The sequence below is a fragment of the Tunturibacter gelidoferens genome, assembly GCF_040358255.1.
Classification (GTDB): Bacteria; Acidobacteriota; Terriglobia; order Terriglobales; family Acidobacteriaceae; genus Edaphobacter; species Edaphobacter gelidiferens.
The window spans coordinates 2232504-2257276 of record NZ_CP132938.1; the positions used below are offsets into that span (position 1 = coordinate 2232504).

At 59.3% G+C, this 24773-nt stretch carries 27 protein-coding genes; 16 read left to right on the top strand and 11 right to left on the bottom strand.

Annotation, left to right across the window (positions count from 1 at the left end; translation table 11 throughout):
• Positions 1-289 precede the first annotated feature (289 nt).
• Positions 290-1084, top strand: coding sequence for a VOC family protein (locus RBB81_RS09875; RefSeq protein WP_353073561.1), 795 nt, complete (start codon positions 290-292; stop codon positions 1082-1084).
• A 136-nt stretch (positions 1085-1220) separates the two neighbouring features.
• Positions 1221-1892, top strand: a complete 672-nt coding sequence (locus RBB81_RS09880) for a dihydrofolate reductase family protein (protein ID WP_353073562.1) — start codon at positions 1221-1223, stop codon at positions 1890-1892.
• 33 nt (positions 1893-1925) lie between these two features.
• On the opposite strand, the gene RBB81_RS09885 is transcribed toward RBB81_RS09880, so the two are convergent.
• Positions 1926-2672 (bottom strand): GGDEF domain-containing protein, encoded by a 747-nt coding sequence (locus RBB81_RS09885; protein ID WP_353073563.1) that lies wholly within the window; start codon positions 2670-2672, stop codon positions 1926-1928.
• A 373-nt stretch (positions 2673-3045) separates the two neighbouring features.
• Here RBB81_RS09885 and RBB81_RS09890 point away from each other — a divergent pair, with 373 nt between their 5' ends.
• Positions 3046-3285 carry a DUF6321 domain-containing protein gene (locus tag RBB81_RS09890; RefSeq protein ID WP_353073564.1) on the top strand — a complete coding sequence of 80 codons (240 nt, stop codon included), beginning with the start codon at positions 3046-3048 and terminating at the stop codon, positions 3283-3285.
• Between the two features lie 524 nt (positions 3286-3809).
• Here RBB81_RS09890 and RBB81_RS09895 read toward each other — a convergent pair.
• Positions 3810-4775: a GlxA family transcriptional regulator gene (locus RBB81_RS09895; protein ID WP_353073565.1), complete on the bottom strand. Its 966-nt coding sequence runs from the start codon at positions 4773-4775 to the stop codon at positions 3810-3812.
• 359 nt (positions 4776-5134) lie between these two features.
• On the opposite strand from RBB81_RS09895, the gene RBB81_RS09900 reads away from it, so the two are divergent.
• The 4 genes from RBB81_RS09900 (at position 5135) to RBB81_RS09915 (ending at position 8147) form a co-directional block, all read left to right on the top strand.
• Positions 5135-5785 carry an HD domain-containing protein gene (locus tag RBB81_RS09900; RefSeq protein WP_353073566.1) on the top strand — a complete coding sequence of 217 codons (651 nt, stop codon included), beginning with the start codon at positions 5135-5137 and terminating at the stop codon, positions 5783-5785.
• Between the two features lie 98 nt (positions 5786-5883).
• Positions 5884-6147 carry a MoaD/ThiS family protein gene (locus RBB81_RS09905; protein WP_353073567.1) on the top strand — a complete coding sequence of 88 codons (264 nt, stop codon included), beginning with the start codon at positions 5884-5886 and terminating at the stop codon, positions 6145-6147.
• A 114-nt stretch (positions 6148-6261) separates the two neighbouring features.
• Entirely contained in the window at positions 6262-7065 is an 804-nt protein-coding gene (locus RBB81_RS09910; protein WP_353073568.1) for a molybdenum cofactor biosynthesis protein MoaE, read from the top strand.
• Positions 7062-8147, top strand: coding sequence for a VWA domain-containing protein (locus RBB81_RS09915; protein WP_348641583.1), 1086 nt, complete (start codon positions 7062-7064; stop codon positions 8145-8147). The genes RBB81_RS09910 and RBB81_RS09915 overlap by 4 nt, the downstream gene beginning before the upstream one ends.
• A 3-nt stretch (positions 8148-8150) precedes the next feature.
• On the opposite strand, the gene RBB81_RS09920 is transcribed toward RBB81_RS09915, so the two are convergent.
• On the bottom strand, positions 8151-8426 hold the full coding sequence (locus RBB81_RS09920; protein WP_179581762.1) for a DUF4242 domain-containing protein: 276 nt from the start codon (positions 8424-8426) through the stop codon (positions 8151-8153).
• On the opposite strand from RBB81_RS09920, the gene RBB81_RS09925 reads away from it, so the two are divergent.
• From RBB81_RS09925 to RBB81_RS09935, 3 genes are all read left to right on the top strand, one after another.
• Complete coding sequence (locus tag RBB81_RS09925; RefSeq protein ID WP_353073569.1) at positions 8425-9414, top strand: inositol monophosphatase family protein; 990 nt, start codon at positions 8425-8427, stop codon at positions 9412-9414. The two genes, RBB81_RS09920 and RBB81_RS09925, sit on opposite strands and share 2 nt — an antisense overlap.
• A 1-nt stretch (position 9415) precedes the next feature.
• Positions 9416-9874 carry an NUDIX hydrolase gene (locus RBB81_RS09930; RefSeq protein ID WP_353073570.1) on the top strand — a complete coding sequence of 153 codons (459 nt, stop codon included), beginning with the start codon at positions 9416-9418 and terminating at the stop codon, positions 9872-9874.
• 142 nt (positions 9875-10016) lie between these two features.
• Positions 10017-10277, top strand: a complete 261-nt coding sequence (locus RBB81_RS09935) for a 4Fe-4S dicluster domain-containing protein (RefSeq protein ID WP_179581765.1) — start codon at positions 10017-10019, stop codon at positions 10275-10277.
• 77 nt (positions 10278-10354) lie between these two features.
• On the opposite strand, the gene RBB81_RS09940 is transcribed toward RBB81_RS09935, so the two are convergent.
• Positions 10355-10717 carry a hypothetical protein gene (locus RBB81_RS09940; protein ID WP_348641582.1) on the bottom strand — a complete coding sequence of 121 codons (363 nt, stop codon included), beginning with the start codon at positions 10715-10717 and terminating at the stop codon, positions 10355-10357.
• 341 nt (positions 10718-11058) lie between these two features.
• Between RBB81_RS09940 and RBB81_RS09945 the strand changes: the two genes are divergently transcribed.
• Together RBB81_RS09945 and recO are read left to right on the top strand one after the other, a co-directional pair.
• Entirely contained in the window at positions 11059-11898 is an 840-nt protein-coding gene (locus RBB81_RS09945; protein WP_353073571.1) for an oxidoreductase, read from the top strand.
• Positions 11899-11929: 31 nt separating this feature from the next.
• Positions 11930-12682 (top strand): DNA repair protein RecO, encoded by a 753-nt coding sequence (recO, locus tag RBB81_RS09950; protein WP_179581767.1) that lies wholly within the window; start codon positions 11930-11932, stop codon positions 12680-12682.
• A 276-nt stretch (positions 12683-12958) separates the two neighbouring features.
• On the opposite strand, the gene RBB81_RS09955 is transcribed toward recO, so the two are convergent.
• From RBB81_RS09955 to RBB81_RS09965, 3 genes are all read right to left on the bottom strand, one after another.
• Complete coding sequence (locus RBB81_RS09955; RefSeq protein WP_353073572.1) at positions 12959-14155, bottom strand: GGDEF domain-containing protein; 1197 nt, start codon at positions 14153-14155, stop codon at positions 12959-12961.
• A gap of 263 nt (positions 14156-14418) precedes the next feature.
• Positions 14419-15114 (bottom strand): hypothetical protein, encoded by a 696-nt coding sequence (locus RBB81_RS09960; protein ID WP_353073574.1) that lies wholly within the window; start codon positions 15112-15114, stop codon positions 14419-14421.
• Positions 15115-15205: 91 nt separating this feature from the next.
• Positions 15206-15982 (bottom strand): SDR family oxidoreductase, encoded by a 777-nt coding sequence (locus tag RBB81_RS09965; protein WP_353073575.1) that lies wholly within the window; start codon positions 15980-15982, stop codon positions 15206-15208.
• 99 nt (positions 15983-16081) lie between these two features.
• Here RBB81_RS09965 and RBB81_RS09970 point away from each other — a divergent pair, with 99 nt between their 5' ends.
• Both RBB81_RS09970 and RBB81_RS09975 read left to right on the top strand, forming a co-directional pair.
• The gene (locus RBB81_RS09970; protein ID WP_353073576.1) at positions 16082-16534 is read left to right on the top strand and encodes a winged helix-turn-helix transcriptional regulator; all 453 of its coding nucleotides are present in this window, start codon (positions 16082-16084) and stop codon (positions 16532-16534) included.
• 7 nt (positions 16535-16541) lie between these two features.
• Positions 16542-17687, top strand: coding sequence for a hypothetical protein (locus RBB81_RS09975; protein ID WP_353073577.1), 1146 nt, complete (start codon positions 16542-16544; stop codon positions 17685-17687).
• A gap of 99 nt (positions 17688-17786) precedes the next feature.
• Here RBB81_RS09975 and RBB81_RS09980 read toward each other — a convergent pair whose 3' ends face one another.
• Positions 17787-19985: a DUF6600 domain-containing protein gene (locus tag RBB81_RS09980; protein ID WP_353073578.1), complete on the bottom strand. Its 2199-nt coding sequence runs from the start codon at positions 19983-19985 to the stop codon at positions 17787-17789.
• 245 nt (positions 19986-20230) lie between these two features.
• Between RBB81_RS09980 and RBB81_RS09985 the strand changes: the two genes are divergently transcribed.
• Together RBB81_RS09985 and glyS are read left to right on the top strand one after the other, a co-directional pair.
• Positions 20231-21184, top strand: coding sequence for a glycine--tRNA ligase subunit alpha (locus RBB81_RS09985; protein ID WP_353073579.1), 954 nt, complete (start codon positions 20231-20233; stop codon positions 21182-21184).
• A 41-nt stretch (positions 21185-21225) separates the two neighbouring features.
• Positions 21226-23337: a glycine--tRNA ligase subunit beta gene (gene glyS, locus RBB81_RS09990; protein WP_353073580.1), complete on the top strand. Its 2112-nt coding sequence runs from the start codon at positions 21226-21228 to the stop codon at positions 23335-23337.
• Here glyS and RBB81_RS09995 read toward each other — a convergent pair.
• The 3 genes from RBB81_RS09995 to RBB81_RS10005 all read right to left on the bottom strand — a co-directional run bounded on the left by RBB81_RS09995 (position 23334) and on the right by RBB81_RS10005 (position 24744).
• Entirely contained in the window at positions 23334-23510 is a 177-nt protein-coding gene (locus tag RBB81_RS09995; RefSeq protein WP_179581774.1) for a hypothetical protein, read from the bottom strand. The genes glyS and RBB81_RS09995 overlap by 4 nt on opposite strands.
• A 229-nt stretch (positions 23511-23739) precedes the next feature.
• Complete coding sequence (locus tag RBB81_RS10000) at positions 23740-24432, bottom strand: GNAT family N-acetyltransferase (protein WP_353073581.1); 693 nt, start codon at positions 24430-24432, stop codon at positions 23740-23742.
• Positions 24433-24519: 87 nt separating this feature from the next.
• On the bottom strand, positions 24520-24744 hold the full coding sequence (locus tag RBB81_RS10005) for a hypothetical protein (RefSeq protein ID WP_158943198.1): 225 nt from the start codon (positions 24742-24744) through the stop codon (positions 24520-24522).
• Between the last annotated feature and the right edge of the window lie 29 nt (positions 24745-24773).

Genomic DNA, 24773 nt, shown 5'->3' on the forward strand with positions numbered 1-24773 from the left:
TTGCCATGTTCGCAGGATTTTTGAGTGGCGCCTTCATCTTCGTTTGTATTCGTACGGCGGGGGAGTTGTTGTCATGGCGAGAGATAAGGAGACGGCTTGACACTGTACCTACCGGTGGGTATGTTGGTGGCCAGAATTTGCCTGACGGGTTTTTACTTCGGAAGTGAACTTGATCCGGGTTCGTGCGTAGTCAGTGCAGGACGGGGCTTCGTGATTGCCGGCTGGGCCTGGCCGATTTGCGGGGACCGTCGAGATGCTTTCTGTTTCATCAACCAAAGGAGAGAAGACGATGACGCTTAATAATGGGAAGGCCGGGCCCTCGAATTTTGTCTGGTATGAGCTGGTGACCTCGGATGCGAAGGCGGCTGAGGCCTTCTATCGCGGCGTGGTGGGGTGGGAGGCGGATACGCAGGCGGGCGTGACTCCGGGGGAACCTTACACCATCTTGAAGGCGGGAAAGGTGCCGGTTGCGGGGATGATGGCGATGCCGAAGGAGTTCTTTACCGGTGGGACGAAGCCGGGATGGATCGGCTATATCGGGGTTGATGACGTGGAACGATTTACGAAGCGGGTGCAGGAGGCGGGTGGGAAGCTGCATCGTCCGGTTCGGGAGATTCCGAGTGTTGGGAGTTTTTCGGTGGTGGCCGATCCGCAGGGAACGGTGTTTGTGCTGTTTCAGCCGAAGGAGGGAGCAGAGAGACCGCCGGAGCCGCCGGCGGGGACGCCTGGCTATACGAGCTGGCATGAGCTGCATGCTGTGGATGGGAAGTCGGCGTTCGAGTTTTACTCCGGAATGTTCGGCTGGAAGAAGACTGAGGCGATGGATATGGGGCCGATGGGGGTGTATCAGATGTTCGCGGCAGATGGGCCTCCGATTGGCGGGATGATGACTGCTGAGGATCAGGCGAATCGTCCGGGTTGGATTTACTACTTCAATGTGGAGAGCGCGGAGGCGGCGGCGGGGAGAGTGAAGGAGAAGGGCGGCAAGGTGTTGATGGGGCCGCATGAGGTTCCGGGCGGGAGTTGGATTGTGCAGGGGATCGATCCGCAGGGGGCTCTGTTTGCGGTGGTTGGGCCTAAGTAGGTACTGCTTTGGAGACGGCAGTAGATTCTCCCGTTGCAGAGCGACAGAAAGAAGACAGGGGCACCAGCAAAGACGAGATGCGGGGGTTTCTCCAACTGCGCTGCTCACGGTGAGACTGTGAGCAGCTTCGGTCGAAATGACCGTTTTTTTGTTGGACTGGAGGACAAGCAAAGGCAACGGCAAAGGCAAAGGCAACGCAACGACAAAGGCAACGGCGACTACGGCAGAGATAAAGGAGAGTGGAATGCAGAGAGTGATGGTGTTCAACAACGTGTCAGTTGATGGCTACATTGCGGATGAGAAGGGCGACATGAGCTGGGCTCGTAATGATGACGCAGAGTGGAATGAGTTTGTACAAGGCAATGCCAGCGGGAAGGGCATGCTTTTGTTTGGACGGAAGACGTACGACCTGATGGTGAGCTTCTGGCCAACGTCTGCCGCGATTGCGATGATGCCTGAGGTCGCGGAGAAGATGAATAGTGCGAAGAAGGTGGTGTTTTCGAAGTCGATGGAGACAGCGGGGTGGAAGAATACGACGCTGATGAAGGATGATCCGGTCGAGGCGGTGCGCAAGATGAAGGCGAAGGCCGGGGAAGGGATGGTGATCTTCGGGAGTGGAACGATCGTCGCGCAACTGGCGGATGCGGGGCTGATCGATGAGTATCAGATCGCGGTGGTGCCGGTGGCTTTGGGTGGGGGAAGGACGATGTTTGAAGGGCTGGAGAAGAAGTTGAAGTTGAAGCTGACCAAACATCGCGTGTTTGGGAATGGGAGTGTGCTGCTGCACTATGAGCCGGTGCAAGTGTGAGCCGGTGAAGCCTGAGACGGCAGGTGATGGCTGCTATTGCGTCGCTGAGACGACGGTGAATCTCGAGCCAAATTGTCTTCCTGAGGATTCGAAGGCGTGGCAGACGCGGTTACGGCCGGTGGCTTTGGCAGAGTAGAGCGCTTCGTCGGCGATCTCGATCAGGTCTTCGGAGGTTTCCTTCCATCCGAAGGCGGTGGCGATGCCGATGCTGATGGTGGGGGAGCTGATGGGTTTTGCTTCGTACGCGATCATCGTGGACTGAACTGCTTTGCGAACGCGTTCGGCGACGCTCCAGGCCTCGCTGGAGGCGGATTGAGGGAGGATCACGAGAAACTCCTCTCCGCCGTATCGTCCGATGTATCTGGAGTCGGGGATGATGCGTGCGATGACGCGGCCAAGCTCTTTGAGGACGATGTCTCCGGCGCGGTGGCCGAAGGTGTCGTTGATGGTTTTGAAGTTGTCGATGTCGATGAGAAGGATGGAGAAGGGTGAGTTGTGCTCGCTGGAGAGCTGGCATTGCGCGTCGAGAAGAGCCATGATGTGACGGCGGTTGAAGAGCTCGGTGACGGGATCGACGATGGCTGCAAACTCGAGAGCAGCAATCTTCGAGACATCCTTGGCCGTGTTGAGCGCCAGGGTGCAGACGGTGACGACGAAGATGGATGCGGCGAGGAAGACAAGGCTGACGAGCCAGTCTTCGTGGTGGTTTGGGCCTTCTGTGCTGTTGATGCGCAGGAATACGGTGACGCCTGCGGCAGAGAGAAGGATGAGTATGCTCATGGAGCGCCAGGTGGAACGTGCGAATCCACGAGGGAGCATACCGCAGATCCACCGGATGGGGAAGAGGGCCGAGAGAAGTAATGCGACGGAGCTGGCCAGTATGCACTGAATTATGAGATTTGGGATGGATGGAATGATCATGGACGGTGCGGCGGGATTGATATTGGTTTGATGCTAAAAGGCGCGTGGATGTTGGTCGGGCTGGCTTTGTTTGAACGGATGATGAGCAAGTGACGCTATCGCAGCGGTTACAGAGACGGTCGATGAAAGGTGACGACTGGGCGACATCTAATTGGAACTGCGGATGGTGCAATTTGCGCCTATTGGGGTTGACGGGATCAATGGAGATGAATACGGAAGAAACCTGTTGCGAGTGAAGCGATTCTCAAGGGTAGAGGGTTTTGTGCCGAATGAAGAGAAGCGTGATGTGAAGAAGAGAGCGGTGAAGAAGGCTTCCTCGAAGTCCATGCGGGCGAAGGGTAAGGATCCGAAGGGCGGGCTGACGGCGGCGGGAAGAGAGTTTTATAAGAAGACGGAGGGGGCGAATTTGAAGCCGGGAGTGAAGGGCAAGGCGGATACTCCGGAGAAGATGCGAAGGAAGGGATCGTTTTGACGAGGCACTTTACTCATCCTCGTGGGCCGATGGTGAAGGATTGGAGAATCGACGCGGCTGGCTTTGAGTGCGCATGCGTGGGGAGAGGCGGTGCCGAAGACGGAGGCTGCTGCGAAGAAGCTGGGGGCTAAGGGAAGGACGCTGTTGGAGAAGTATCGTGCGGCGAAGGAGAAGGCCGCGAAGGCAACGAGATAGCGTGAGATAGACTGCGGCGATGACTTTCGTCGGGATTTTATTTGGTCTGGCAGCTCTTTTGGTTTACGTAAGGCTTGTGCAGGCAACGATCAAGTTGGTTCGTGAGACCAACGAAGCATGTTCTGGGAGAGAATTTAAATGGTATCGATGGGACAGAGCTTGGCGGCCTCACCGTTCCTTTTTCCCGGACAGTCGATTGCGGAGATCCATCCTGTTGCGTTTTGTCCTCTGCTGGGTGTTGATGTGCTTGGGTGTGGCTTGCATTGGGCTGGACAAAATTCATCGATATGGATCGCCGATACACTCGCAGTGACTGTGGTTGTCTTCGTCTAGGTATGGGTGGGGCGTTTGAAGCGGTGGATGTATTCGGCTGGGGTGATGCCGAGGATGCGGGAGAAGGTGCGGCGCATCGCGTCTGCGGTGCTGAAGCCGGTGGCGTCGGCTATTTCTTTGAGGCCCATGTTGGAGCTGTCGATCATTTGTTGCGCGGCTTCGACGCGCATGCGATCGACGAACTGGCCGGGGTTCATGTTGGTTTCGCGAAGGCAGATGCGGGTGAAGTGGCGGGGGCTTATTCCCATGCGCTCGGCTAGGCTGTCTACGGTGAGATTGTCGCGGAGGTGTTCGAGCATCCAGACCTGGAGCTCGCGGAGGGGCCGCGAGGTGACGGCCTGGTGGGAGAGCATGTGGCTGTATTGAGCCTGGCCTCCGGGGCGGACGAGGAACATGACGAGCTTACGGGCGATGGCGAGGGCTGTGGCGTGGCCGTGATCTTCTTCGACGAGGGCGAGGGCGAGGTCGATGCCGGCGGTGATGCCGGCGGAGGTGTAGACGGAGCCGTCGCGGAGGAAGATGGGGTCGGGCTTGACGTGGACGGCGGGGAATTCGCGGGCGAGGCGGTCGCAGAAGTCCCAGTGGGTGACGGCCTGGCGGCCGTCGAGGAGGCCTGCGGCGGCGAGGAGGAAGGCTCCGGTGCAGATGGAGGCGACGCGGCGGGAGCGGGTGGCGGCGGCGGCGATCCACGCGATGTAGGCGGGGTCGTAGGTGCCGGATTCGGCGCCGGGGCCGCCGGTGACGAGGAGGGTGTCGATCTTGCCGGTGATTTCGGTGAGTGGAACGGCGTTGGTGAGGGCGAAGCCTCGGTTGGTTTGGAGGAGGTGAGTGGTGTCGGGTGTGGCGATGGTGATGTCGTAGTCGGGGGAGTGGGCGAAGACGGCGTTAGCGAAGACTTCGAGGGGGCCGGCGATGTCCAGGATTTGGACGGGTGGAGGGCCGGTGATGACGATCTTTCGCATGAGTTTCAGGGTACGACAAGTGCAAAGGCGAACTACGGGGGTCTTGACGGATACCGCAACATGAATCGGTTCGCTGCAACTGGGAGCTGTGGCTGCAATCCACTGCGCAACGGACGGTGAGGCTGTCCGCCGCTTCGGTCGAGATGACGAGTTTTTATCTGGCCGAAAGAGAGCGAGCCAGACAAAGACAAAGTTGAGTTCGATGGTGTACAGGGGCAAGCTTCGCTGCGGAATGGCAAGAAAAGACGGAGACGGCCGGCGCGGAGGGATGTCCGAATTTGCTGTATCTGTGTCGTGGCGGTGCGGGCGGGGGAGGCGCAGGATTGGGGTGTTAGTGAGTTGTGCCAAAGGAGAGTGCCATGAGCCTTACGATTTCCGCTACTGCGATTCCCGATACCAAGCTTGCCAAAGAGGCGACAGAGATTTTGCGTGAGCAGGGTACGGATCTGTTGTTCAACCATTCGAACCGGGTTTATTTGTTTGCTGCTGAGCTGGGGCGGCAGAAGAAGCTCAGGTTCGATCCTGAGCTGTTGTATGTGAGTGCAGCGTTTCATGATCTTGGGCTGGTGAAGAAGTACATCAGCGAGACGGAGCGGTTTGAGGTGGATGGTGCGAATGCGGTGCGGCAGTTTTTGACTGCACATAACGTTCCCGAGGAGGAGGTGCAGACGGCTTGGACAGCGATTGCGCTGCATACGACTCCGGGGGTGACGCAGTATATGAAGCCGGAGGTGGCACTGTTGTTTTCGGGCGTCGGGCTGGATGTGCTGGGGGAGGGATTTGAGAGTTTTCCGTCGGACGTTCGCGAGGCGATTGTAGCGGAGTATCCGCGGGTGAACTTCAAGGACGGGATCGTGAGGGCATTCTTTGGCGGGTTTGAGCATAAGCCGGGGACGACGTGGGGGACGGTGAAGGCGGATGTTTGCGAGCGGTTTATTCCGGGGTACAAGAGCCCGAACTTCTGCGATTTGATTGCGAATTCTCCGTTTCCGGACTCGCCTGTGCGATGAGGATTGCTGTAGGACGATGTTGCTCCCGGTGGGGAGTGATGTTTGAGGTTGGCTGAACGTCAAAGACTCGTGCTCGCGTATCCTGATGGGATATGCGGGTGCGAGTTCTTTATTTTGGGGTGCTGAAGGATGCGTTTGGCCGGGGTGTTGAGGAGATGGAGTTGGCCGAGGGTGCTTCGGTGGCGGATTTGATTGCTGCTTGTCAAGGGCGTTCTGCGGGAGCCGGTGGGGTTTGGGATTCGATAGCTGTGGCGGTGAATCAGGAGTATGCAAGAGCGGCGGATGTGTTGAAGGATGGCGATGAGGTGGCTTTGTTGCCGCCGGTGAGCGGCGGGAGTTTTGGAGTTGGATGGCAGGGATAGGAAGGCTTCCAAAGGGGCTAAAGCCCCAGTTGGTTGGTCGGTAGAGGGCCAAGGCTGAAGCCTTGGCGTACCTAGAGGCAACGGCAAGGGCGATACAGCAGATCCCCTTCGGGGATGACAACCAAGGAGGCAACGGCAACTGGAGATGCAACGTCAACTTCAGCGGCAACTGCAACTGCCGAGGCAACTGCAAAGGTAAAGGCAACTGCAACTGCAAAGGTAAGGGCAACTGCGAAGGTGAGGGTATGCGGGGACGAGGATAGGATGATGCGGGTTGAGATGACGGATGAGGTGATTGCGGGGGAGGAGATCGTCGCGGAGATTAAGGCTGGTGCGGACGGCGCGGTGTGCGTGTTCGATGGAATCGTGCGGGATAATACGCGGGGAAGGAAGACGCTGTATTTGGACTATGAGGCCTATCGGGAGATGGCGCTGGAGAAGATGCGCGGGCTGGCGGGTGAGGCGGTGGAGCGGTTCGGGGTGCGGGATGTGACGCTGGTGCATCGGCTGGGGCGGCTGATGGTGGGCGAGACGAGTGTGTTGATTGTGGTGGCTTCTGCGCATCGGGGTGCGGCGTTCGAGGCTTGCCGCTGGTTGATCGATACGTTGAAGAAGACGGTGCCGATCTGGAAGAAGGAGCAGTTTGTGGATGGCGCGATCTGGGCGGATGGGGAGCCGTTTCCTGAGGCGGTAGGGTTGGGTGTTATGGATGCGGAGGAGAGCGGTCGCCCTTCGGACGATGCCCACATCTCAGAATCGAGATATGGGGCACCCGGTGAGACGGGGGATGCTTCTGAGGCTTTGGATTCGGGAGATGGGGAGCAGAGCGGTCATGCTGCGCATGATGCACCTACATCAGAAGCGACGTATGGGGCACCGGGTTCTTTGGCGAAGGTCGAAGGTGGAGGCGGTCGGTGAGATTGGTGGTCGGGGCTCTGGTTGGGTTGCTGATGGTGCAGGGTGATCTGCTGTCGCAGGCTCCGGTGGTGCGGCAACCGCCGCCGACGGTAGGGGCGCAGGCGCCGAAGGATCCGGATGATGTGCAGAGTCCTCCGGTGGCTGATGCGCAGACGAACGGCGCGCAGGCTGGTGGGAAGACGAATGGCACTGCGACAAATGGTTCCACGAATGGCTCTCCCGCGGGTGGGTTTCCTACGATTAAGGTGGAGACGCGGCTGGTGAATGTGGCGTTGAATGTGGTGGACGCGAAGGGTTCGCCGGTGGGTGGGTTGGGAAGGGACGATTTCGAGATTCTGGAAGATGGGAAGCCGCAGAAGATTGCGGTGTTTGAGAAGGAGGCTACGACGCCGCTGTCGATCGTGCTTGCCATTGATGCGAGTGAGAGCGTGATGACCAGTGAGCGGCTGGAGAAGGAGGCGGCAAAGCACTTTGTGCGGGCGCTGCTGCGGGAGCAGGATGAGCTGGACCTGATGGAGTTCTCGGATGTGGTGCGGGAGATTGTGCCGTTTACGAATCAGCCGAAGCGGATTGAGAGTGGGTTGAACGCGATTCAGCATGGAGACGCTACTGCGTTGTATGACGCGATCTACCTGGCGTCGGACCGGCTGGCGGGGACCTCGGCTGCGAATGGGCGGAGGCGGGTGATTGTGCTGATCACCGATGGCGGAGATACGGTGAAGGGCGCGCGGTATACGCAGGCGCTGGAGCAGGCGCAGAGGGCGGGGGCAATGGTGTACTCGATCATTATTGTGCCGATCTATGCGGATGCGGGCAGGAACACGGGTGGAGAACATGCGCTGATTCAGATGGCAGAGGATACGGGCGGGAAGTACTACTACGTGGTGGATCCCAAGGACCTGGAGCCGGCGTTTGCGCATGTGTCTGATGATCTGAGGACGCAGTATTTGCTGGGTTACTATGCGCCAAAGCGGGGGACGGACAGCTCATTTCGGCAGATCAAGGTGCGGATGACGGATGCGGAGATGAAGGGGAAGTATGACCTTCGCTACAGATCTGGGTACTACGCGGACGCGCGGTGAGGTTTATGCGTCGGCGTAGTTGGGGTCAATCGTGGACCGGATGAGGGTGATGACGTTGGCAGGGAAGCCGCCCTCGAAGGCGTTGCGGCGGATGATCTCTTCGTCGGGCGCGATGTAGATGCAGAAGATCTTGTCGGCGGTGACGAAGGAGGTGATCCACTTCACTTCGGGATCGATGCCTCGGAGGGTAGAGCAGGAGCTTTTGGAGATGGCGAGGAGTTGCTCGGGCGTGAAGTTACCAGCTCCGGGGATGTCGCGTTCGATCAGAAATTTTGGCATGACTGACCTCGAGAGAGATGGAGTTTCGAGCAGGCTCGGCGGGCACAGGATACTCTGGAGGACAACGATAGCACTGGAGACGGCTGCGGTCGATGGGAGGGTTACCGTGAAGAAGTTCGAGTTTGCGCATCTTGCTGAAGGGATCGCGCGGCAGGCGGGGGCGTTGCTGCGTGGGTTTTATGTGAAGGGGGTGGCAACCGAGTACAAGGGCGATGTGGACCTGGTGACGGAGGCCGATCGGGCGAGCGAGCAGTTGATTACGGAGAAGTTGAAGGCGGCTTTTCCTTCGCATGGGGTGTATGGCGAGGAGGGGACGAGGAGTGGGTTGGAGAGCGAGTTCCGGTGGTACGTCGATCCGCTGGATGGGACGACGAACTTTGCGCATGGGTTTCCGGCGTTTTGCGTGGTGCTGGGGCTGGAGAGGCGCGTCGCGGGGCTGGCTACGGATCAGGATGGAGAGATGGTTGCCGGGGTGATCTACGATCCGCTGCGCGACGAGATGTTTTCAACGGAGAGAGGTAAGGGCGCGTGGCTGAATGGGAGGAAGATCTCGGTTTCGAAGATAGCTTCGCTGCAGGAGTCGCTGACGGCTACGGGGTTTCCGAGCAAGAAGCGGCATGAGAGCCCGAATATTAACTTCTATAACGAGATCACGCTGCGGTCGCATGGAGTGAGGCGAGCGGGGAGCGCGGCGCTGGATATGGCTTATGTGGCTTGCGGGCGGCTGGATGGGTTTTGGGAGTTCAATTTGAATCCGTGGGATACTTCGGCTGGTTTCTTGTTGGTGGAGGAGGCGGGTGGGACGGTGACTCACTTCGATGGGGGGAAGTTCACGCTGGATAGTCGCGAGGTGCTGGCGACGAATGGGCTGGCCCACGGAATCCACGGGGAGATGGTGCATCTGTTTACGGAGATGTTTGCGGGGCGGGAGCTGACGGCGATTCCTTCAGCGGCGGAGTTTGCAGCGAAGCGGTTGGCGGCGAAGTAGGGTGCGGAAGAGACGAACGGCACGGGTGATGCTGTTTGATGAGTCCGGAGAGGTTTTGCTGATTCGATTTGTGGTGCCGCGAGAGGATGGCGAGTTCGTCTTCTGGGCTTTGCCGGGTGGAGAGATAGAGGCGGGCGAGACGGAGACTGAGGCGGCGGCGCGCGAGGTGCGGGAAGAGCTTGGTTTGGATTTGGTGATGACTGGACCGGTCTATTGCGACAGGAATCAGTTTCTGCATCAGGGGGAGATGCAGGACAATACGGATTTTCTCTTCAGGGCGAAGTGTCGGCGCGAGGAGCCTCAACTGATGGGAGTTACGGCTGATGAGAGGGAGATCATGCGAGAGATTCGCTGGTGGAGTGGAGATGAGATTGCGAATTCGGAGGAGAGAATCTTTCCGGAGAATTTGGCGGAGCGGACGCGGGAACAGAGCGACAAAGTGCGACGGAGTGAGGTTTGAAGAGGTCGCAATTGCGTAGCGGCCGAGTTGCGAAGGAGTGCGGTTGTGCTGCTAGAATCTAGCTACGAGCTGATTTTTGCGCGGCGAATTTAGACGGTGAATTTAGACGTGAGTTTACACGTAAATAAGGGAGATTTTTGAGATGGCTTATGTGATTGCGGAACCGTGCATCGGGACGAAGGATTCGGCTTGCGTGGATGCCTGCCCGGTGGACTGTATCCATCCGAAGAAGGATGAGTCCGGGTTCGGCGAGTCTGAGCAGTTGTTTATCGATCCGGTGGAGTGCATCGATTGCGGCGCGTGCGTGCCGGTGTGTCCGGTTTCGGCGATCTATGCCGGCGATGACCTTCCAGAGAAGTGGGCGGAGTATCAGACGAAGAATGCGGCTCACTTCGGGCGGTAATTTGTTTTAGGGGATTTCAAAAGAGACGCGTGGCCAATGGGCTGCGCGTCTCTTTTTGCGTGCCGGCTCGGTTCAGTTCATCTTGAGATGGTGTCGATGACGAGACCGTGGGAACCGTTTTTGGCGTAGTCCTTTCCAGTGACCGTAACGTGCTCGCCTGCGTAGGGGAGTAGTCTGGCGTTCTGCGATGCGGAGGGTGTGTTGCTGTCGATCGGCAGATAGATGGTTCCGTCGTCTTGCAGAATGACCAGCGGCGAACCGTTTTTGGCGCAGGCTTTCGCGCACGCTACTCCGATGGGTTTGCTGAGGCCTTTGGTGTACGCACACGCGGAGTCGATAACCCAGCCGGTGACTTTGACGTTTGAGCCGCGTTCTTGTGCCATTGCGATTAGAGACACCGTCATTGCGGCTCCCACAAAGAATCCTTGGATTTTCTTCACGCTATTCCTCCCAAAGTATTGCTGGCGGCAGAAGTGGTGCTCGCCGACGCAATCCTACACCTCGCATCGCCGATTTTAGAGAGGGCGCGGGGATCTCCGGCGATAAACCCGTGTTTGCTGGCTTGTTGCCGTGGTTGTAGCTGGCGTGGGAGGCACGGAGGCAGTTTTTGGGGACGCTTTCAGGAGGCGGCTCCTGGTTAGCCTGTTTTATTAGGACAAGCGCTTCTGCGATTTGGCTTATTTCGCGCTCATTTGGAAACCTCATTCGTTCGATTGAATCAATTAGAAGTGCCGGCGATTTTCTCGGGACCTTGATAATTCTGTCGGCCAGGAAAGGTTCTATGTCAAAGGTTTGGCTTATTACGGGAAGTTCTCGGGGACTTGGACGCGCGTTTACGGAAGCTGTGCTGGAAGCAGGCGATCGCGTGGTGGCGGGTGCGCGAAATCCGGCGCAGCTTGCCGATCTAGAGAAGAGGTTTGGGGAGAGGGTTCGTGCGGTTTCTCTGGATGTGACGAGTGAGGCACAGGCGAAGGATGCTGTCGAGGCGGCGATTGAACGCTTTGGTGGGCTGGATGTGCTCGTGAACAATGCGGGCTATGGGAATGTAGCTCCGGTAGAAGATACGACGCTTGAGGAGTTTCGTGCGCAGATCGAGACGAATCTGTTTGGCGTGATCATCATGACGAAGGCGGTGATTCCCTACTTTCGCGAGCGCGAGGCGGGACATATTATCCAGGTGACTTCGATCGCTGGACGACTTGGACCGGTGGGGCGGGCGCCTTATGCGGCTGCGAAGTTTGGGGTGGAGGGATTTTCGGAGTCGCTGTCGCGGGAGCTTGGACCGCTTGGGGTGAAGGTGACGATTGTGGAGCCGGGTGGCTTTCGTACGGACTTTGCTGGCTCGTCGACGGAGCTTCGGGAGGGTCGGGCGGAGTATGACTCGACTGTGGGGGCGACGGTGCGGTTTCAGCGGAGCTACAACGGGAGGCAGCCGGGTGATCCGGTTAAGGCTGCTGCGGCACTTCTGCAGCTGGTGTCGCTGGCGGAGCCTCCGCTGCGGCTGTTGCTGGGAAGCGATTGCTATGCGGCGGCTGAGAAGAGCGCTCTTGCGACGCTTGAGGCTGACAGGAGATGGAAGGATCTTAGCGTCTCGACTGACTTCGAGAGAGATGACGGCTGAGCGGTCTGTTACGTGGATTAGTCTTGGAGGGATGACAGAGCGGCAGGGAGAGGCGATTGTGTTGCGGGTGTGGCCGTTTCAGGAGGCGGACCTGCTGGTGAGCCTGTTTACGCGGGAACAGGGGCGGGTGAAGGGGGTGGCTCGTCATGCGATGCGGTCTCGACGGCGGTTTGGCGGGGCGCTGGAGCCGATGACGTATGTGCGCGCGACGTATGCGGAGAGGCCGAAGCAGGAGCTGGTGCGACTGGATGCGTTTGAGATTTTGAGTTCGCCGCTGTCGCGGCCGATTGATTATGCGCGGACGGCGGCGCTGCAGTTTGTGGCGGAAGTCGTGGAGGAGGCGCTGCCGGAGCAGGCTCCTGAGGATGCGGTGTTTCGGCTGGTGCTGGCAGTGCTCGACCAGATACAGGTGGGCAGGGTGTGGATGCCGGTGACGTATTTTTCGCTGTGGATGAGCCGGCTGATGGGATGGATGCCGGAGTTGGGACGGTGTGTTGTGTGTGGACTCGTGCTGGATCCGAGAGACGGGGGCGGGGGAACGGTTTGGTATTCGTCTACAAGTGATGGGGTAACGTGCGAGGATGACCGGCGGCCGGGGAGTGTGGCGCTGTCGGCGGCGTCGGTGGGTGAAGCGGTGCGGATGTTTCGGGGGACGGTGGGCGAACTGGCGAAGGAGGAGTGGCCTAAGGGGCGGGCGGCGGATCTGCGGCGCTTTGCGGTGGAGACGCTGGAGCGGCATCTGGAGCGGCGGTTGGTGAGTGCCAGGGCGTTGGGGAGAGCGTGAGAGTTAGCCAGGAGAGCGGTTCGCGCGCGGCGCGAATGCCCACATCTCAGAATCGAGATATGGGGCACCCTGCTGTCTGACCGGGACGTTTCCGAAAACGCCGTTTCCGGTAGTCAGACGATCAAGCCGTCACCGTAGGTTTCCGATGAGCCGATTTCACTATACCGATGCGAGATCCTATGCAACGTGCAGGTCCATGTCTAAGATGGAAGCGCCTGGCAGAGCGCTTTGATTTGCTTCTTAACCCCAAATCCACGGCGATAAGTCGCGGAGCGCTCACGAAGTAATCGCCTCGCCGACATGAACATGCACACCGTCCTCTGAAGCGTCTTCGACAGACGCCAGAAGCACCCTGATGCAGTTTCGTCCAGCCCGTTTCGCGTTGTAGAGAGCCCGGTCCGCCCGCGCGAGCGTCGACACCGCGGTCTCGCACGGTCTGGCAAAGGTGAGCCCGATGCTCAGCGTAATCGGAAGCGCGAATCTCGAGACCGCAAGCCCACTCACCGCGTGTTCTATCCGTTCCGCGATTCGCAGCGCGTCTTCGTAGGAAGTCTGCGAAAACACCAACAGGAACTCGTCGCCTCCGTAGCGCCCGAAAAAATCATACGAGCGAAGCCGCGAGGAGATGACCTCGACAACCTGCTTCAGCGCCGCATCTCCTGCGGCATGGCCTGCCGTGTCATTAATCTGTTTGAAGTGGTCGATGTCGATCAGCGCCACAGCAAGCTCATAACCGTTTCGCTCCGCACGAACCAGCTCAAGGGCAAGCCGCTGATCAATTCCTCGCCTGTTCAGCGCACCTGAGACGTGGTCATACAGGGACTGCGCCTCAACAATCGCTACCAGTTCACTGCTCAGCATCAGCAGAAAGAACAACCCGATAATGCAGATGAACAGAAGGTTCACCACCAGCGACGGTGTCTGAAATCGGCTGGTCTGCATGAAGTCGTATGGAGGGCCATGCAGAAAAGTCGCGATCGTCCGGACCGCACCAAATGACGCGTAGGCTGCCATGAGCGCCGCGAAGACGTTCAGGATCGACCGCTGTCTGGCCTGGTGGAACAACTCCACCGCGATCAGCCCGCGCGAAACCAACAGCACGCACGACACGATAACGATCCGCGCGGCGACCCGGTCCTGCACCGCGCTGAAGTACGTCAGCAGCAAAAGGGCGACAACGCACATGATCGAAAGGAAGCGAGTCGTCCGTGGACTACGAAAGAAAAGCAATATCCCGCGATAGAACAGCACAAATGTCGAGAAGATCAGGGAATGCTCGACAACGACAGCGACAGAGTTCGGCACGCCGCTTCGTAGAAGAATCAGGATGCACGCCAGAAAGCCCGAAAAAAATCCCAGCGCGAAGGACCCGGTGCCAGGCAGATGACGATACATCCGCCTCATTCCCAGAAAGGCGATCGAGTAAACCATCGTCAGCAGAATCTGACATGCGAAGAGCGTTCTGTTATCCATCCACGAGAGCCACATAATCTTGTGCAAAGTGCAATAAAGCGGTGCAGCCAGGTTAAGCGGACACGAGTTGAGGTTTGCGGCGCGTCCGACGCTCACATCACTGGGAAACAGGCTGGTTCAGCTGGTTCTAACTGCTTCTATTGATCGGCAATCAGCGAGAAACCGAGAGGAGGAGAGACAATTTGAACAACGGAGATCGACGAGTTGCCGAAAACTCGACTTTCGATTGCGTTGCGGCGATGGGTGTGGCATTTGCGCTTTGGTCAGGGTTGTTTGAAGTTGAGCCAGGCAAGGTTCATGTTGCCGCCGGTGAGGATGTGGACGGTGAGGACGCTTTTGCCGGCGGGGAGGTTGAGTTTGAAGAGGCTTGGGGTTAGGTTCCAGTGGTGCCACTGACGCCAGGCGAGGGGGTCGGCCTGGTTGAAGGTGGATTGGATGGTGAGGGGGCCGGTGGCGGGTTTGCCGTTGAGGTCGATGGAGATGGTCCCTCCGCGGTTGGAGGTGTAGAGAAGGTCGGCGGGGTAGAGGCCGGCGTGGGCGACTTCGACGGTGATGTTGAACCACTCGCCGGGCTCGGTCCAGCCGACGTAGAGCTGGTCTTCGGGCGGGAGGACGAGAGAGTAGGGGCTGTTGTCGGTGGGGTCGGGCGTGGTGTGGAACTTGGTGTAGGAGGTGTCGACGCCCTCGTGGATGCGGAACTCGTGGAGGTAGGAGCCGTCGGCGGGATTGAGCTCGCCGGAGCCGTGATTGACGGAGTCGGTGTCGTGGTAGGCGATGCCTTCGCCGCCGGTGTCGTAGTAGGCGCACTCGACTTTGCCGGGGATGATTTGCGGCGCGTTTTTGTGGCGGTCGTCGTGGTAGGGCGTGCCCTTGTAGTCGCTGGGCAGATTGTTTTGAACGGCGAAGACGGTGGTGGTGAGGAGCGTGGCGAGGAGGGCTGCGAGCGGTCTTCTTTGCAAGAGGGTAGTGGCCTTTCGGAGACGGGTGCGGTGTTGGAGACGAGATGATGGTACACCGCACCTTCTTGCAGGCCTGGTTCGTGTGGTCGGGTTAATGGGGGTCGGTGGCCATGGCGTCGTTGAATTGTTTGAAGAAGGCGTTGTACTTTTCGGGGCCGTTTTGTTCGGAGAAGCGGAGAGGCTTGACGCGTTCGACGAGGACTTCGGTGACGTCGGGTTGGGATTTGAGGATGTTGATGGTCTCGTTGAGGTAGTCGGCTAGCGGCATGGCGCGTGGGTCGGAGGCTTGCTTGCTGCCCATAAGCTCGGTCTGGACGTAGGGTGGGATGAGTTCGATGACCTGAATGTTGGTGGACTTCAGTTGATAGCGCAGGGCCTGGGTGTAGGAGTGGATGGCGGCCTTGGTGGCGTTGTAGGTGGGGGTCATCGCCATGGGGATGAAGGCAAGGCCGGAGGTGACGGTGAGAATAGCGGCGTGGGGTTGCTTTTCGAGGTGAGGAAGAAGAGCTGCGGTGAGACGGATGGGGCCGAGGAGATTGGTGGTGATGATTGCCTCGGCGTCGGTGAGGTCTTCTGGTTGAGCGAGGAGTTTCTCGGGGCGCATGATGCCGGCGTTGTGGACGACGGCGTTGAGGGCGGGGAAGTCGGCGATGAGCTTGGCGGCGAAGGCGCGTATGCTGGCGGCGTTCTCGATGTCGAGGATCGCGGAGGACATGCCGGGGTTGGCGGCTACGGTGTCGTCGAGGGCTTGTTTGCGGCGACCGGCGATGATGACGTGGTTGCCGAGTTTGTGAAAGGCCTCTGCCAGGCCGCGGCCGATTCCGGAGCCGCCGCCGGTGATGAGGATCGTATTTCCAGTGGTGTTCATGGTGTTGAATTCTCCTGACTTAATAGTAGGATTGTTTGTATCCATTGGGAAGTAGGCACCTTAAATATCTATACTTACCTAAAAGAGAGTGAAGAATTTATGGGAAAAACGAAGGTTGCGGCTAAGAAACCGGTTCGTAATAAGACGACGACAAAGGAACGGTCGAAGTATCCGGCTGAGGCGGACCCAAAGGTCGAGGCACTGGTCCGAGAGATTATTGCGCGTGTGGCGGACAAGTGGACGATGCTGGTGCTGGAGGTTTTGGAGGAGCACGGGGTGGTGCGGTTTACGCGGCTCGGGGAGCTGGTGGGCGGTGTGAGTCAGAAGATGTTGACCAAGACGGTGCGGCAGATGGAGAGGGATGGGCTGGTGACACGGAAGGTGCATCCTGTGATTCCGCCGCGAGTGGAGTATGAGTTGACGGCGCTTGGTTCGAGCCTGGGGGAGGCGTTTTGCGGGGTGTGGATCTGGGCGGAGAAGCATGGTGAGGAGATCGAGCGGGCGCGCGTCGCGTTCGAGAAAAATGCGGTCGAACGGCAGGATTCCGTATAGATGGTTGTTGCCGACTAAGTTCTGGCATACTGCTGGGATGGCGAGGGCGGGTGGGTTCGCGTTTGGGTTGGGTATGGCGGGCCGGTTGGCAAAAGCTTGTGTGTGGGCCTTTGTGTGGGTATTCGTATGGGCTTTGTGGATGGCGGGGTGGGGACTGGGCTTGCCGGCCAGGGCACAGGATGCGGATATTCCAACGTTGCATGTCTATGCGAATACGATTCAGATCCCAGTGCTGGTGCTGGGGGAGGATCGGAAGAAGATTGCGCCGATCGCGCCGAACAGGTTCAGCGTAAGCTTCGACGGAGGACCGCCGTTCCGCGTCTCGCATGTTCGTCTGGAGGGGGATGATCCGATCTCGCTTGCGATTTTGCTGGACATGAGCGGGGCGGAGGCGGAGTTATCGTCGAAGCTTGAGGATGCGATTGCGGGGCTTGCGCCGTTGTCTCTGCGTTCTCAGGATCATGTCTCGGTCTACGGGCTGGATTGCGAGCTTACTCGCTATGCGAGTGACGTGCCAGCCGACCAGGCGCATTTGAAGAAGCTGGTCCATGAAGCGCTACAGTCATGGGTCGACCGGAGGCGCGATAAACAAGGGTCGAAGTGCAAACCACAGGTGCAGCTATGGGACGCACTGGCCTTCGCTACCAATCAACTGTCGGCGCTTCCCGGCCGGCGGGTGATTCTTGCGGTGACCGATGGGAACGATAAGGGAAGCACGCATCGATGGAACGAGGTGAGGGTGTTCGCGCAGGCTAGTGCGGTTGCGGTCTTTGGCGTGACGTATGTACCGTGGCTTTCGGTTGGATCCCCCAGCGTGGGTAACGCATTGGAAGATCCCTTCCGTTCGATCTGTGAGTGGAGTGGGGGGTTGGTGTTTTCGGCGAACAGAAGTGACGTGGCGAAGAGGCTAAAAGGGTTTATGGAACTGGTTAGAGGACGCTACATCCTGGAGTTTCCTCGACCGTACAACTCGACGAAGGGACTACACGAGCTGGTGGTGGCTATCGATAAGAGCAAGGCGTTTATTCGCTCGACGGGGATCTCAGTACCTGTGCAGGATGCGAAGGTGCTGGCCGATCCGACGACGGTACATACGGATCCTGCCTTGGCCCCGGAGGTGGGGACGCATCATATTCTGACGCCGCCACAGTGATGTCGTGAAGGCGATGAGGCGGTCTCCGGAGAGACGCCGATGTAAACCTACCCCGCACCTCTTCAGGTGGTGCGGGGTAGGTTTGAAGGGGAGCCGCGCCTATTTGGGAGGCGGCTGCTTCGACTCTGTTTTGGGTTGTGGGGGATGGGCGACTGGATGAGGAATAGGCTCGGGCTGCTCATGTGGACCGGCTGGGCGTCCGCTGCGCAGATTTTCGACCTGCTGTGGACCAAGAGGGCGGCCGGGGTCGGTCTTCTGTATGGCCTGTCGTTGCTGAACGAAGGTGGGTTGCGCGGGCGGGGGCTCGCTTCGGTTGATGAGCGGACGAGGTTGATCGACGGGCCGTGGCTGCGGCTTCGGTTGAGCGGCTTGCGCCGGAGGCTCGGGCTTCGGCTGGATGACCGGAGGTGGCGGCTGCGGTCTAGGTTGTGTTGCTTGCGCGGGCGGTTCGGGCCTTGATTGGTTGACGGGAGCCACGCTTTGCGGCTTCGGCTGGATGACCGGAGGTGGCGGCTGCGGTTTTGGTTGGGCCACTTGCACCGGAGGCTCGGGCTTTGGTTGGTTGATTGGAGCTACAGGTTGAGACCGTGGCGGGTTGGACTGGGCTGTGGGCTGTGCGGGTTGTGCCGGGACGGCGCGCGCGGGCTGGTTTGGAGTAGGTCGTTCTACGATTGCTTGTCGTTGAACGGGTGCGGGTGCGGGCTGCTGGATCGGTTTCTGGCCGCCGGGCAGAGGTTGGAGTTTGACTGCCTGCTGTTGCGGGGTGAGGGTATGGACTGGGACGGGGTGGGCCTGGGCTCCGGGGACGGCCTGCGCAAGGCCAACGCGGGTTTGCAGGACGGGGCGTGCGAGGTTGACGGGAACGGCTCGGGCTGGGGCAGGCGCCACGATCTCATGGGTGGGTGTGATCATGGGGTGGGGCATGACCTGAGCCTGGACGAGCTGCTTTGGATCTACGTGAACGGCTGCTGACGCTACCGGACGTCCGGCAGCGAATGCGCGCTGGGGAACGACGGTGGTGGCGGCGGTGCGATTGACGTAGGTGATGTTGTTGATGGTGGTGTTGTTGACGGTTGTCTTGTTGATGTAGGTGTTGGTGGTGCGGTTGTTGTAGATGTTGCGGATCTCGGTGTCGTTGCGGCTATAGATGTTGGTGACGTTGACGCGGTTCACGTAGCCGGGGCTCGCGTGATACCAGGGAACGTAGGTTTCGCGCGGGCCGAGTGGGAACCATGCGGCGAGACCTCCCCCGTTGCCGCCGCCGAAGCCAACGCTAACGGAGAAGTTGGATCCTCCGACGAAGGCTACCAGAGCTGGAGAGTAGACGGGACGCACGATGGTGGGGCCAGGGATCCATCCCCAGCGTCCGTTGAAGCTGGCCCAGCGGCCGTAGTGGAAGGGTGCGAATCCCCAGGGTTCGGCTTCGACCCAGGTCCAGCCCCAGGGGGCGATCCAGGCCCAGTGGCCGTTATGGTAGGGGGTCCAGCTGGCGTCGACGTTGCGGGGATACCAGACCTGACCGTAGTCCGATTGGGAAAACCATTCTCCATACTCTTGAAGGTCGCTGTATCCGATCATGTTTGGGTTGACGTACTGCTGCTGGGCGGCGCGGTCGGCCATCTGGCGGCGGTCGCGATCCTGATCGAAGCGGTCGAGGTTGTCGCCTGGGGCGAGCTCAACATATTCGACGTAGATGGGGTTGGAGCCGGTGAGGCGGAGGGCCTGGCCGGGATTGATAGCTTGAGAAAGATTGGGCCCGGTGGCTTCGGCCTCTCCGGAGTTGACGGTGACGACGGTGGTGTCGTCCTGGGGGTAGCTGTCGATGCGCACGTCGCCGGGACGGACAATGGTGATGGTGCCGTTGGGGGTATCGATTTCGATGGTGGCGCCGTTCTGGAGGTCCCAGCTGCGGATGTGGACGGAGCCCTGGGCGAGGCCGAGTTGGGCGACCTGATCGGTCATGCTGGTGAGGGAGAGGTCGGCACCGAGGCCCATGCGGATGGCGAGGGCGTCGCTTTGAAGTTCGGCGAAGCTGGAGTTGTCGACGTAGATGCGGTCGCCGTTGGTGAGGGGATAGTTGGTTTCGGCCTGGCTGAACTGATCGACGCCAGCGGGCTGGAGGGAGACGTTGCCTTGAAGGATGCTAAGGCGGGCGACGCGCTCGGGTGGGTCTGTGTTCTGAGGATAATCCTGGGCATGCAGGGAGAGGGCAGAGAGGAGGGTGAGGACGAATGAGGCGATGATGCTCTGCTTGAAGAAGCCCCTAATGGTCGTACTACGTGTTTGTGGGGTTTTCATGGTCGTTCCTCGATACTTCGGTTGTATGAACCCGGCTTTTCCCGGATGTTGTCGCCGACAATTGAAATTGGGTTGTAAAGTACTGGGCAATCATAGATGGGAAACCCGGTCGCAGGATCGGAGAAGGCGCGGAAGTTGCTTGGATGGCGCGCCAGGGTAAGGGTTGCGTGACCACGGTTCGGTGCGGGTGGGAATTGACCGATTGCATTTAGAATCGGTGGATTGCCGTTTGTGAAGAGAGATGCATGACTGAGATAGCTGGAAAGAAGCGCGCGCTGACGTTTCAAGAGCTGTTGTTTACGCTGCAGCGTTTTTGGGCAGATCGGGGTTGTGTGCTGCAGCAGCCTTACGATGTTGAGGTGGGCGCGGGGACGATGTCTCCGGATACGTTTTTGCGGGTGCTGGGGCCGAAGCCGGTGCGGATCGCTTATGCGCAGCCCTCGCGCAGGCCTGCGGATGGCCGGTATGGAGAGAATCCCAATCGGCTGTTTCGGCATACGCAGCTGCAGGTGATTCTGAAGCCGCCACCGGTACGGATTCAGGAGATGTATCTCGAGTCGCTGGTGGCGATTGGGATTGACTTGAAGGAACACGACATCAAGTTCGAAGAGGATAACTGGGAGTGGCCGGTGGGCGGCGCCTGGGGCGTGGGCTGGCAGGTGATGCTGGATGGGCTGGAGATTACGCAGTTCACTTACTTTCAGCAATGCGGCGGGATGGATCTGGATCCGATCTGCGGCGAGATTACGTATGGGCTGGAGCGGATCGCGGGGTTTCTGCAGGATGTGGATTCGATCTACGACATTGTGTGGGCGGTTGAGCCGGATACCGGGCGCAAGGTGACTTACGGCGAGATGCGCCTGGCTGAGGAGGAGCAGTTTTCGGCTTACAGCTTCGATTACGCCGATGTGGGGAGGCTTTGGGAGCACTTGAATTCGTATGAAGCGGAGTGTTTGGGACTGCTGTCGCAGGTGAAGGATTTTGGTGAGATGGATGTGCTGAAGTTGAAGCGCTTTCCGGTGTTGGGCGCGTATGAGTTGGCGCTGAAGTGCTCGCATCTTTTCAATCTGCTGGATGCTCGCGGGGCGATCTCGGTGACGGAGCGCGTTGGAGTGATGGCGCGGATTCGGACGCTGGTGGTGGGAGTGGCGAAGGCGTATGCGGCGCAGGGTGAACGAGTCAGCGAGTTAGCAAGTTAGCGAGTCAGCAAGTTAGCGATTTGGAATTTTGCGAGAGTGTGATGGCTGATTTTTTGTTTGAGATTGGTTTGGAAGAGGTCCCGGCGCGGATGATAGCCGGGGCGCAGGCGGAGCTGGAGCAGCGCGTGGTGAAGATCCTGGAGCGCGAGCGCCTGATGAGGTCGGGCGCAGGGACGAAGAGCTTTGCTACGCCGCGACGGCTTGCGGTGTGGGTTGAGGGAGTTGCGGAGCAGCAGGAGGATGTGGCTGAGGAGTTGGTGGGACCCTCGGTGAAGGTGGCTTACAAGGATGGTGTGGCGACTCCGGCGGCAGTGGCATTCGCGAAGAAGGCTGGGGTGGAGGTTGCTGCACTGAAGACGATTACGAATGCCAAGGGGGAGTATCTTGCGGCGACTTTAGTGAAGGCGGGACGCGAGGCGGCGGAGGTGATTGCTGCGGAGATGCCGAAGGAACTGGCTGGGATTTATTGGGCTAAGAATATGTACTGGCGCGCGGGGCGGCCGGAGCGATTTGTGAGGCCGGTGCGGTGGATGGTAGCGATGCTGGGTGAAAAGACGGTGCCGGTGGAGTTCGGCGGATATGTAGCTGGAAGTGTTACGTATGGGCACCGGGTCTTGTTTGGGGAGAAGGAGATTGTGCTGAAGGCTCCTGGGGACTACGAGGATGCGCTGCTGGGCGGCTTTGTGATTGCGGATGTGGAGGTACGGAGGCAGAGGATTCGGAAGGCTTTGGATAAGGTGACGCGGGCTGGTGATCTCAAGGGGTCGGGACTGCGGTGGCGCGAGGACCATGAGCTGGTGGATAAGCTGACGCAACTGACGGAGTGGCCTTCGGTGCTGATGGGTGGGTTTGAGAAGGAGTACCTGGCGCTGCCGGAGGAGGTTCTGGTGACGGTGATGCGGGATCATCAGAACTACTTTGCAGTGGAGGATAAAAGTGGAAAGCTGGCTCCGCATTTTCTCGCGGTGCTGAATACAGAAGCCGATGAGGCTGGTGTCGCGGTGATTCGGCATGGCAATGAGCGGGTGCTGAGAGCGCGGTTCAATGACGCGCGGTTCTTCTGGGAGTTCGACCAGCGGGTGCCACTAAACGAGCGGTGTATGTTGCTCGAAAATGTGACCTTTCAGAAAGACTTGGGAAGTTATGCTGTGAAGACAGGTAAAGTACGGAAGGCTGCGGCCGCGCTTGCGGGACGCGTCGTGGAACGCGGCTTGGAAGTGGATGTCCTAGCACTGGATCACGCGGCGCGATTAGCGAAAGCGGACCTCACGGCAGAGCTAGTGAAGGAGTTTACGGAGCTGCAGGGCGTGGTGGGCGGCCTGTACGCACGGGCTCAGGGGTTTCCTGCGGCGGTGGGAGATGCGATATATGACCAGTACAAGCCTGAGTCGATGGAAGATGGCGTACCTCGGACAACGGAAGGTGCGCTGCTGGCGATAGCAGATAAGGCGGATACGATTGCGGGGATGTTCGGGTTGGGATTGGAGCCTACGGGGTCGAAAGATCCGTTTGCGCTGCGACGGGCGGCGAATGGGATTGTGAAGATTTTGGCCGAGACGAAGGTAACGCTGCCGTTGAAGCTGGATGAGATCGCGGAGATGGGTAGCTACGATGCTGCGGTGGTCGCGAAGATGCGAGGTTTTTTTGCGGAGAGGCTGGAGTTCTATCTAAAAGAGGCGCGCGGGCAGGCTTATGACGTGGTGAAGGCTGCGTTGGCGGCTGGTGCGAGTGATGTTCGAGATGCGGTAGCGCGGGCAGAGGCGGTAACTGCGGTGCGCGGGTCGGATGATTTTGTTGCGGTGAGTTCGGCGTTCAAGCGGATGAAGAACATTCTTTCGCAGGCGAGGGAGAAGGGGATTTCAGCGGCGCGCGGTGTTGATGCTGCGCTCCTGACGGAGCCAACAGAAAGGGCGTTGGCGGATAGGTCGGCGGAGTTGGCTGATCGCGTCTACACGCTGCGGGCGGAGAAGAGTTACAGGGCAGCGTTGGAGGAGATTGCTACGCTGCGGCCGCAGGTGGATGCGTTCTTCGAGGCGGTGATGGTGATGGCGCCCGATGAGGCAGTGCGGGCGAATAGGTTGGCGCTGCTCGAGAAGGTGCTCGGGGATTTTTCCGGGATCGCGGACTTCTCGGAGATTGTGATCGCCGGCTAGGTTGTGATGAGCATGACCCCGAGCATGAAGAGAAAGACCGCGAAGAGGGAACCCAGTGGGATGAGGACACCTTCGCAGAGGCCGCTCCAGCGGCTGCGGTCGAGTAGACCGTCTTCAGCGCGATTGTTGGACTGGAAGGTTGGTGCTATTTCTTTCGATTCGATGTAGTTCATCTTTGTTTTCCTGTGCGAAGTGTCGCTGGCTCCGGCAAAACGTTCAGGCAGAGAATGCATTTGTCCTGCTTTGCATAAGATGCCGGATGCGAGGTGCGAAGAAGGCAGCGCGGGCTGCCATTTCTTCGACGGCCGTGTTTGTTGCTCGTCATCATGCATGACGAAAACTGCTGACGGCAAGGGTAACGTGAAGGGGTGGAGCCTTGAATGACACTTCCGGGTGATGCGCTCAGAGCTGGAGTTGTACCAGCTCTGAGTGGTGCCGGGGCAGGAAGGTGTCGTTCTGCGGGTTGTCTGGCGAGACGGGGAGCTCGCCGAGGGCCATCGCGGTCTCGTCGCAGGCATTGCGGCGGGAGCAGTGGATGCAGTCTTTGAGCACCTTGTCGTGCAGAGCTTGACGCTCGGTCACGTAGAAGTGGAAGTGTTTGAAGAAGGACGGGATGCGGGTGAAGAGGCAGACGCACCCGATGCCGCGAGCGTTGGCCTGACGCAGGAGCTCGTGAACGAGTTGGCCTCCTGCGCCACGGCCTTTGATGTCAGGGCGGACGACGATGGAGCGGATCTCGGCCAGGTGCGGGCCGTAGATGTGGAGGGCAGCACAGCCGAGGAACTGGTGCGTGTGGGTTTCGACGACGGTGAAGGTGCGGATGTTGGCGCAGACTTCAGCGTAGGAGCGGGGAAGGAGGGTGCCGTCGTGGGAGAAGCTCTCGATCAGCTGATGGATGGCGCGGGCGTCTTGCGACTGCGCCTTGCGCGTTCGCAGGAAGATGGTTTTGGGTTCGCTGCGGAGAGTGGTGGAGCGGGCTTGTGATGGGGCGATGCGCGAGTGTGGGAAGAGGGATGAGGCTGTGGGGATGATCGTTGTTGTCGGTAGGAAGGGGAACGGGGACGCCGGAGGTTCTAGTACAGGGGACAATGCCATAGGACACTGCGCTTTTCTCTTTGAGGATCGTGGGGCCCGGGGCCGGTTGGTGAAGGTTTCGGGTTGAATTTCTGACGGAGGAGTGGCTTAGCTGCCGTAGTGGCGGCCTTCGCTCGAGGACTCCCATGGAATGGGGGCGAAGGTGCGCTGGAAGAAGGTGTTGTCGACGATGTAGCGCTCGCGGTTTTCGCCTTCGATGATCCAGTCGCCGGGATAGGCTTTGCGCTGTCCGGAGTCGGTAAGGATGAGGGTGGGGTGGAGGCACTGGGTGGCGTTTACGAGGAGCGGTCTGCGGGTGCGAAAGGTGTTCATCTAACTCTCCTGTCGGTCGTTGCTTCAGC

Coding starts and splice junctions, on each gene's coding strand:
- RBB81_RS09875 (WP_353073561.1), top strand. CDS start 290: ATGACGCTTAATAATGGGAAGGCCGGGCCCTCGAATTTTGTCTGGTAT.
- RBB81_RS09880 (WP_353073562.1), top strand. CDS start 1,221: ATGACCGTTTTTTTGTTGGACTGGAGGACAAGCAAAGGCAACGGCAAA.
- RBB81_RS09885 (WP_353073563.1), bottom strand. CDS start 2,672: ATGAGCATACTCATCCTTCTCTCTGCCGCAGGCGTCACCGTATTCCTG.
- RBB81_RS09895 (WP_353073565.1), bottom strand. CDS start 4,775: ATGCGAAAGATCGTCATCACCGGCCCTCCACCCGTCCAAATCCTGGAC.
- RBB81_RS09900 (WP_353073566.1), top strand. CDS start 5,135: ATGAGCCTTACGATTTCCGCTACTGCGATTCCCGATACCAAGCTTGCC.
- RBB81_RS09910 (WP_353073568.1), top strand. CDS start 6,262: ATGACAACCAAGGAGGCAACGGCAACTGGAGATGCAACGTCAACTTCA.
- RBB81_RS09925 (WP_353073569.1), top strand. CDS start 8,425: ATGACTGACCTCGAGAGAGATGGAGTTTCGAGCAGGCTCGGCGGGCAC.
- RBB81_RS09920 (WP_179581762.1), bottom strand. CDS start 8,426: ATGCCAAAATTTCTGATCGAACGCGACATCCCCGGAGCTGGTAACTTC.
- RBB81_RS09935 (WP_179581765.1), top strand. CDS start 10,017: ATGGCTTATGTGATTGCGGAACCGTGCATCGGGACGAAGGATTCGGCT.
- RBB81_RS09945 (WP_353073571.1), top strand. CDS start 11,059: ATGTCAAAGGTTTGGCTTATTACGGGAAGTTCTCGGGGACTTGGACGC.
- recO (WP_179581767.1), top strand. CDS start 11,930: ATGACAGAGCGGCAGGGAGAGGCGATTGTGTTGCGGGTGTGGCCGTTT.
- RBB81_RS09955 (WP_353073572.1), bottom strand. CDS start 14,155: ATGGATAACAGAACGCTCTTCGCATGTCAGATTCTGCTGACGATGGTT.
- RBB81_RS09965 (WP_353073575.1), bottom strand. CDS start 15,982: ATGAACACCACTGGAAATACGATCCTCATCACCGGCGGCGGCTCCGGA.
- RBB81_RS09970 (WP_353073576.1), top strand. CDS start 16,082: ATGGGAAAAACGAAGGTTGCGGCTAAGAAACCGGTTCGTAATAAGACG.
- RBB81_RS09980 (WP_353073578.1), bottom strand. CDS start 19,985: ATGAAAACCCCACAAACACGTAGTACGACCATTAGGGGCTTCTTCAAG.
- RBB81_RS09985 (WP_353073579.1), top strand. CDS start 20,231: ATGACTGAGATAGCTGGAAAGAAGCGCGCGCTGACGTTTCAAGAGCTG.
- glyS (WP_353073580.1), top strand. CDS start 21,226: ATGGCTGATTTTTTGTTTGAGATTGGTTTGGAAGAGGTCCCGGCGCGG.
- RBB81_RS09995 (WP_179581774.1), bottom strand. CDS start 23,510: ATGAACTACATCGAATCGAAAGAAATAGCACCAACCTTCCAGTCCAAC.
- RBB81_RS10000 (WP_353073581.1), bottom strand. CDS start 24,432: ATGGCATTGTCCCCTGTACTAGAACCTCCGGCGTCCCCGTTCCCCTTC.
- RBB81_RS10005 (WP_158943198.1), bottom strand. CDS start 24,744: ATGAACACCTTTCGCACCCGCAGACCGCTCCTCGTAAACGCCACCCAG.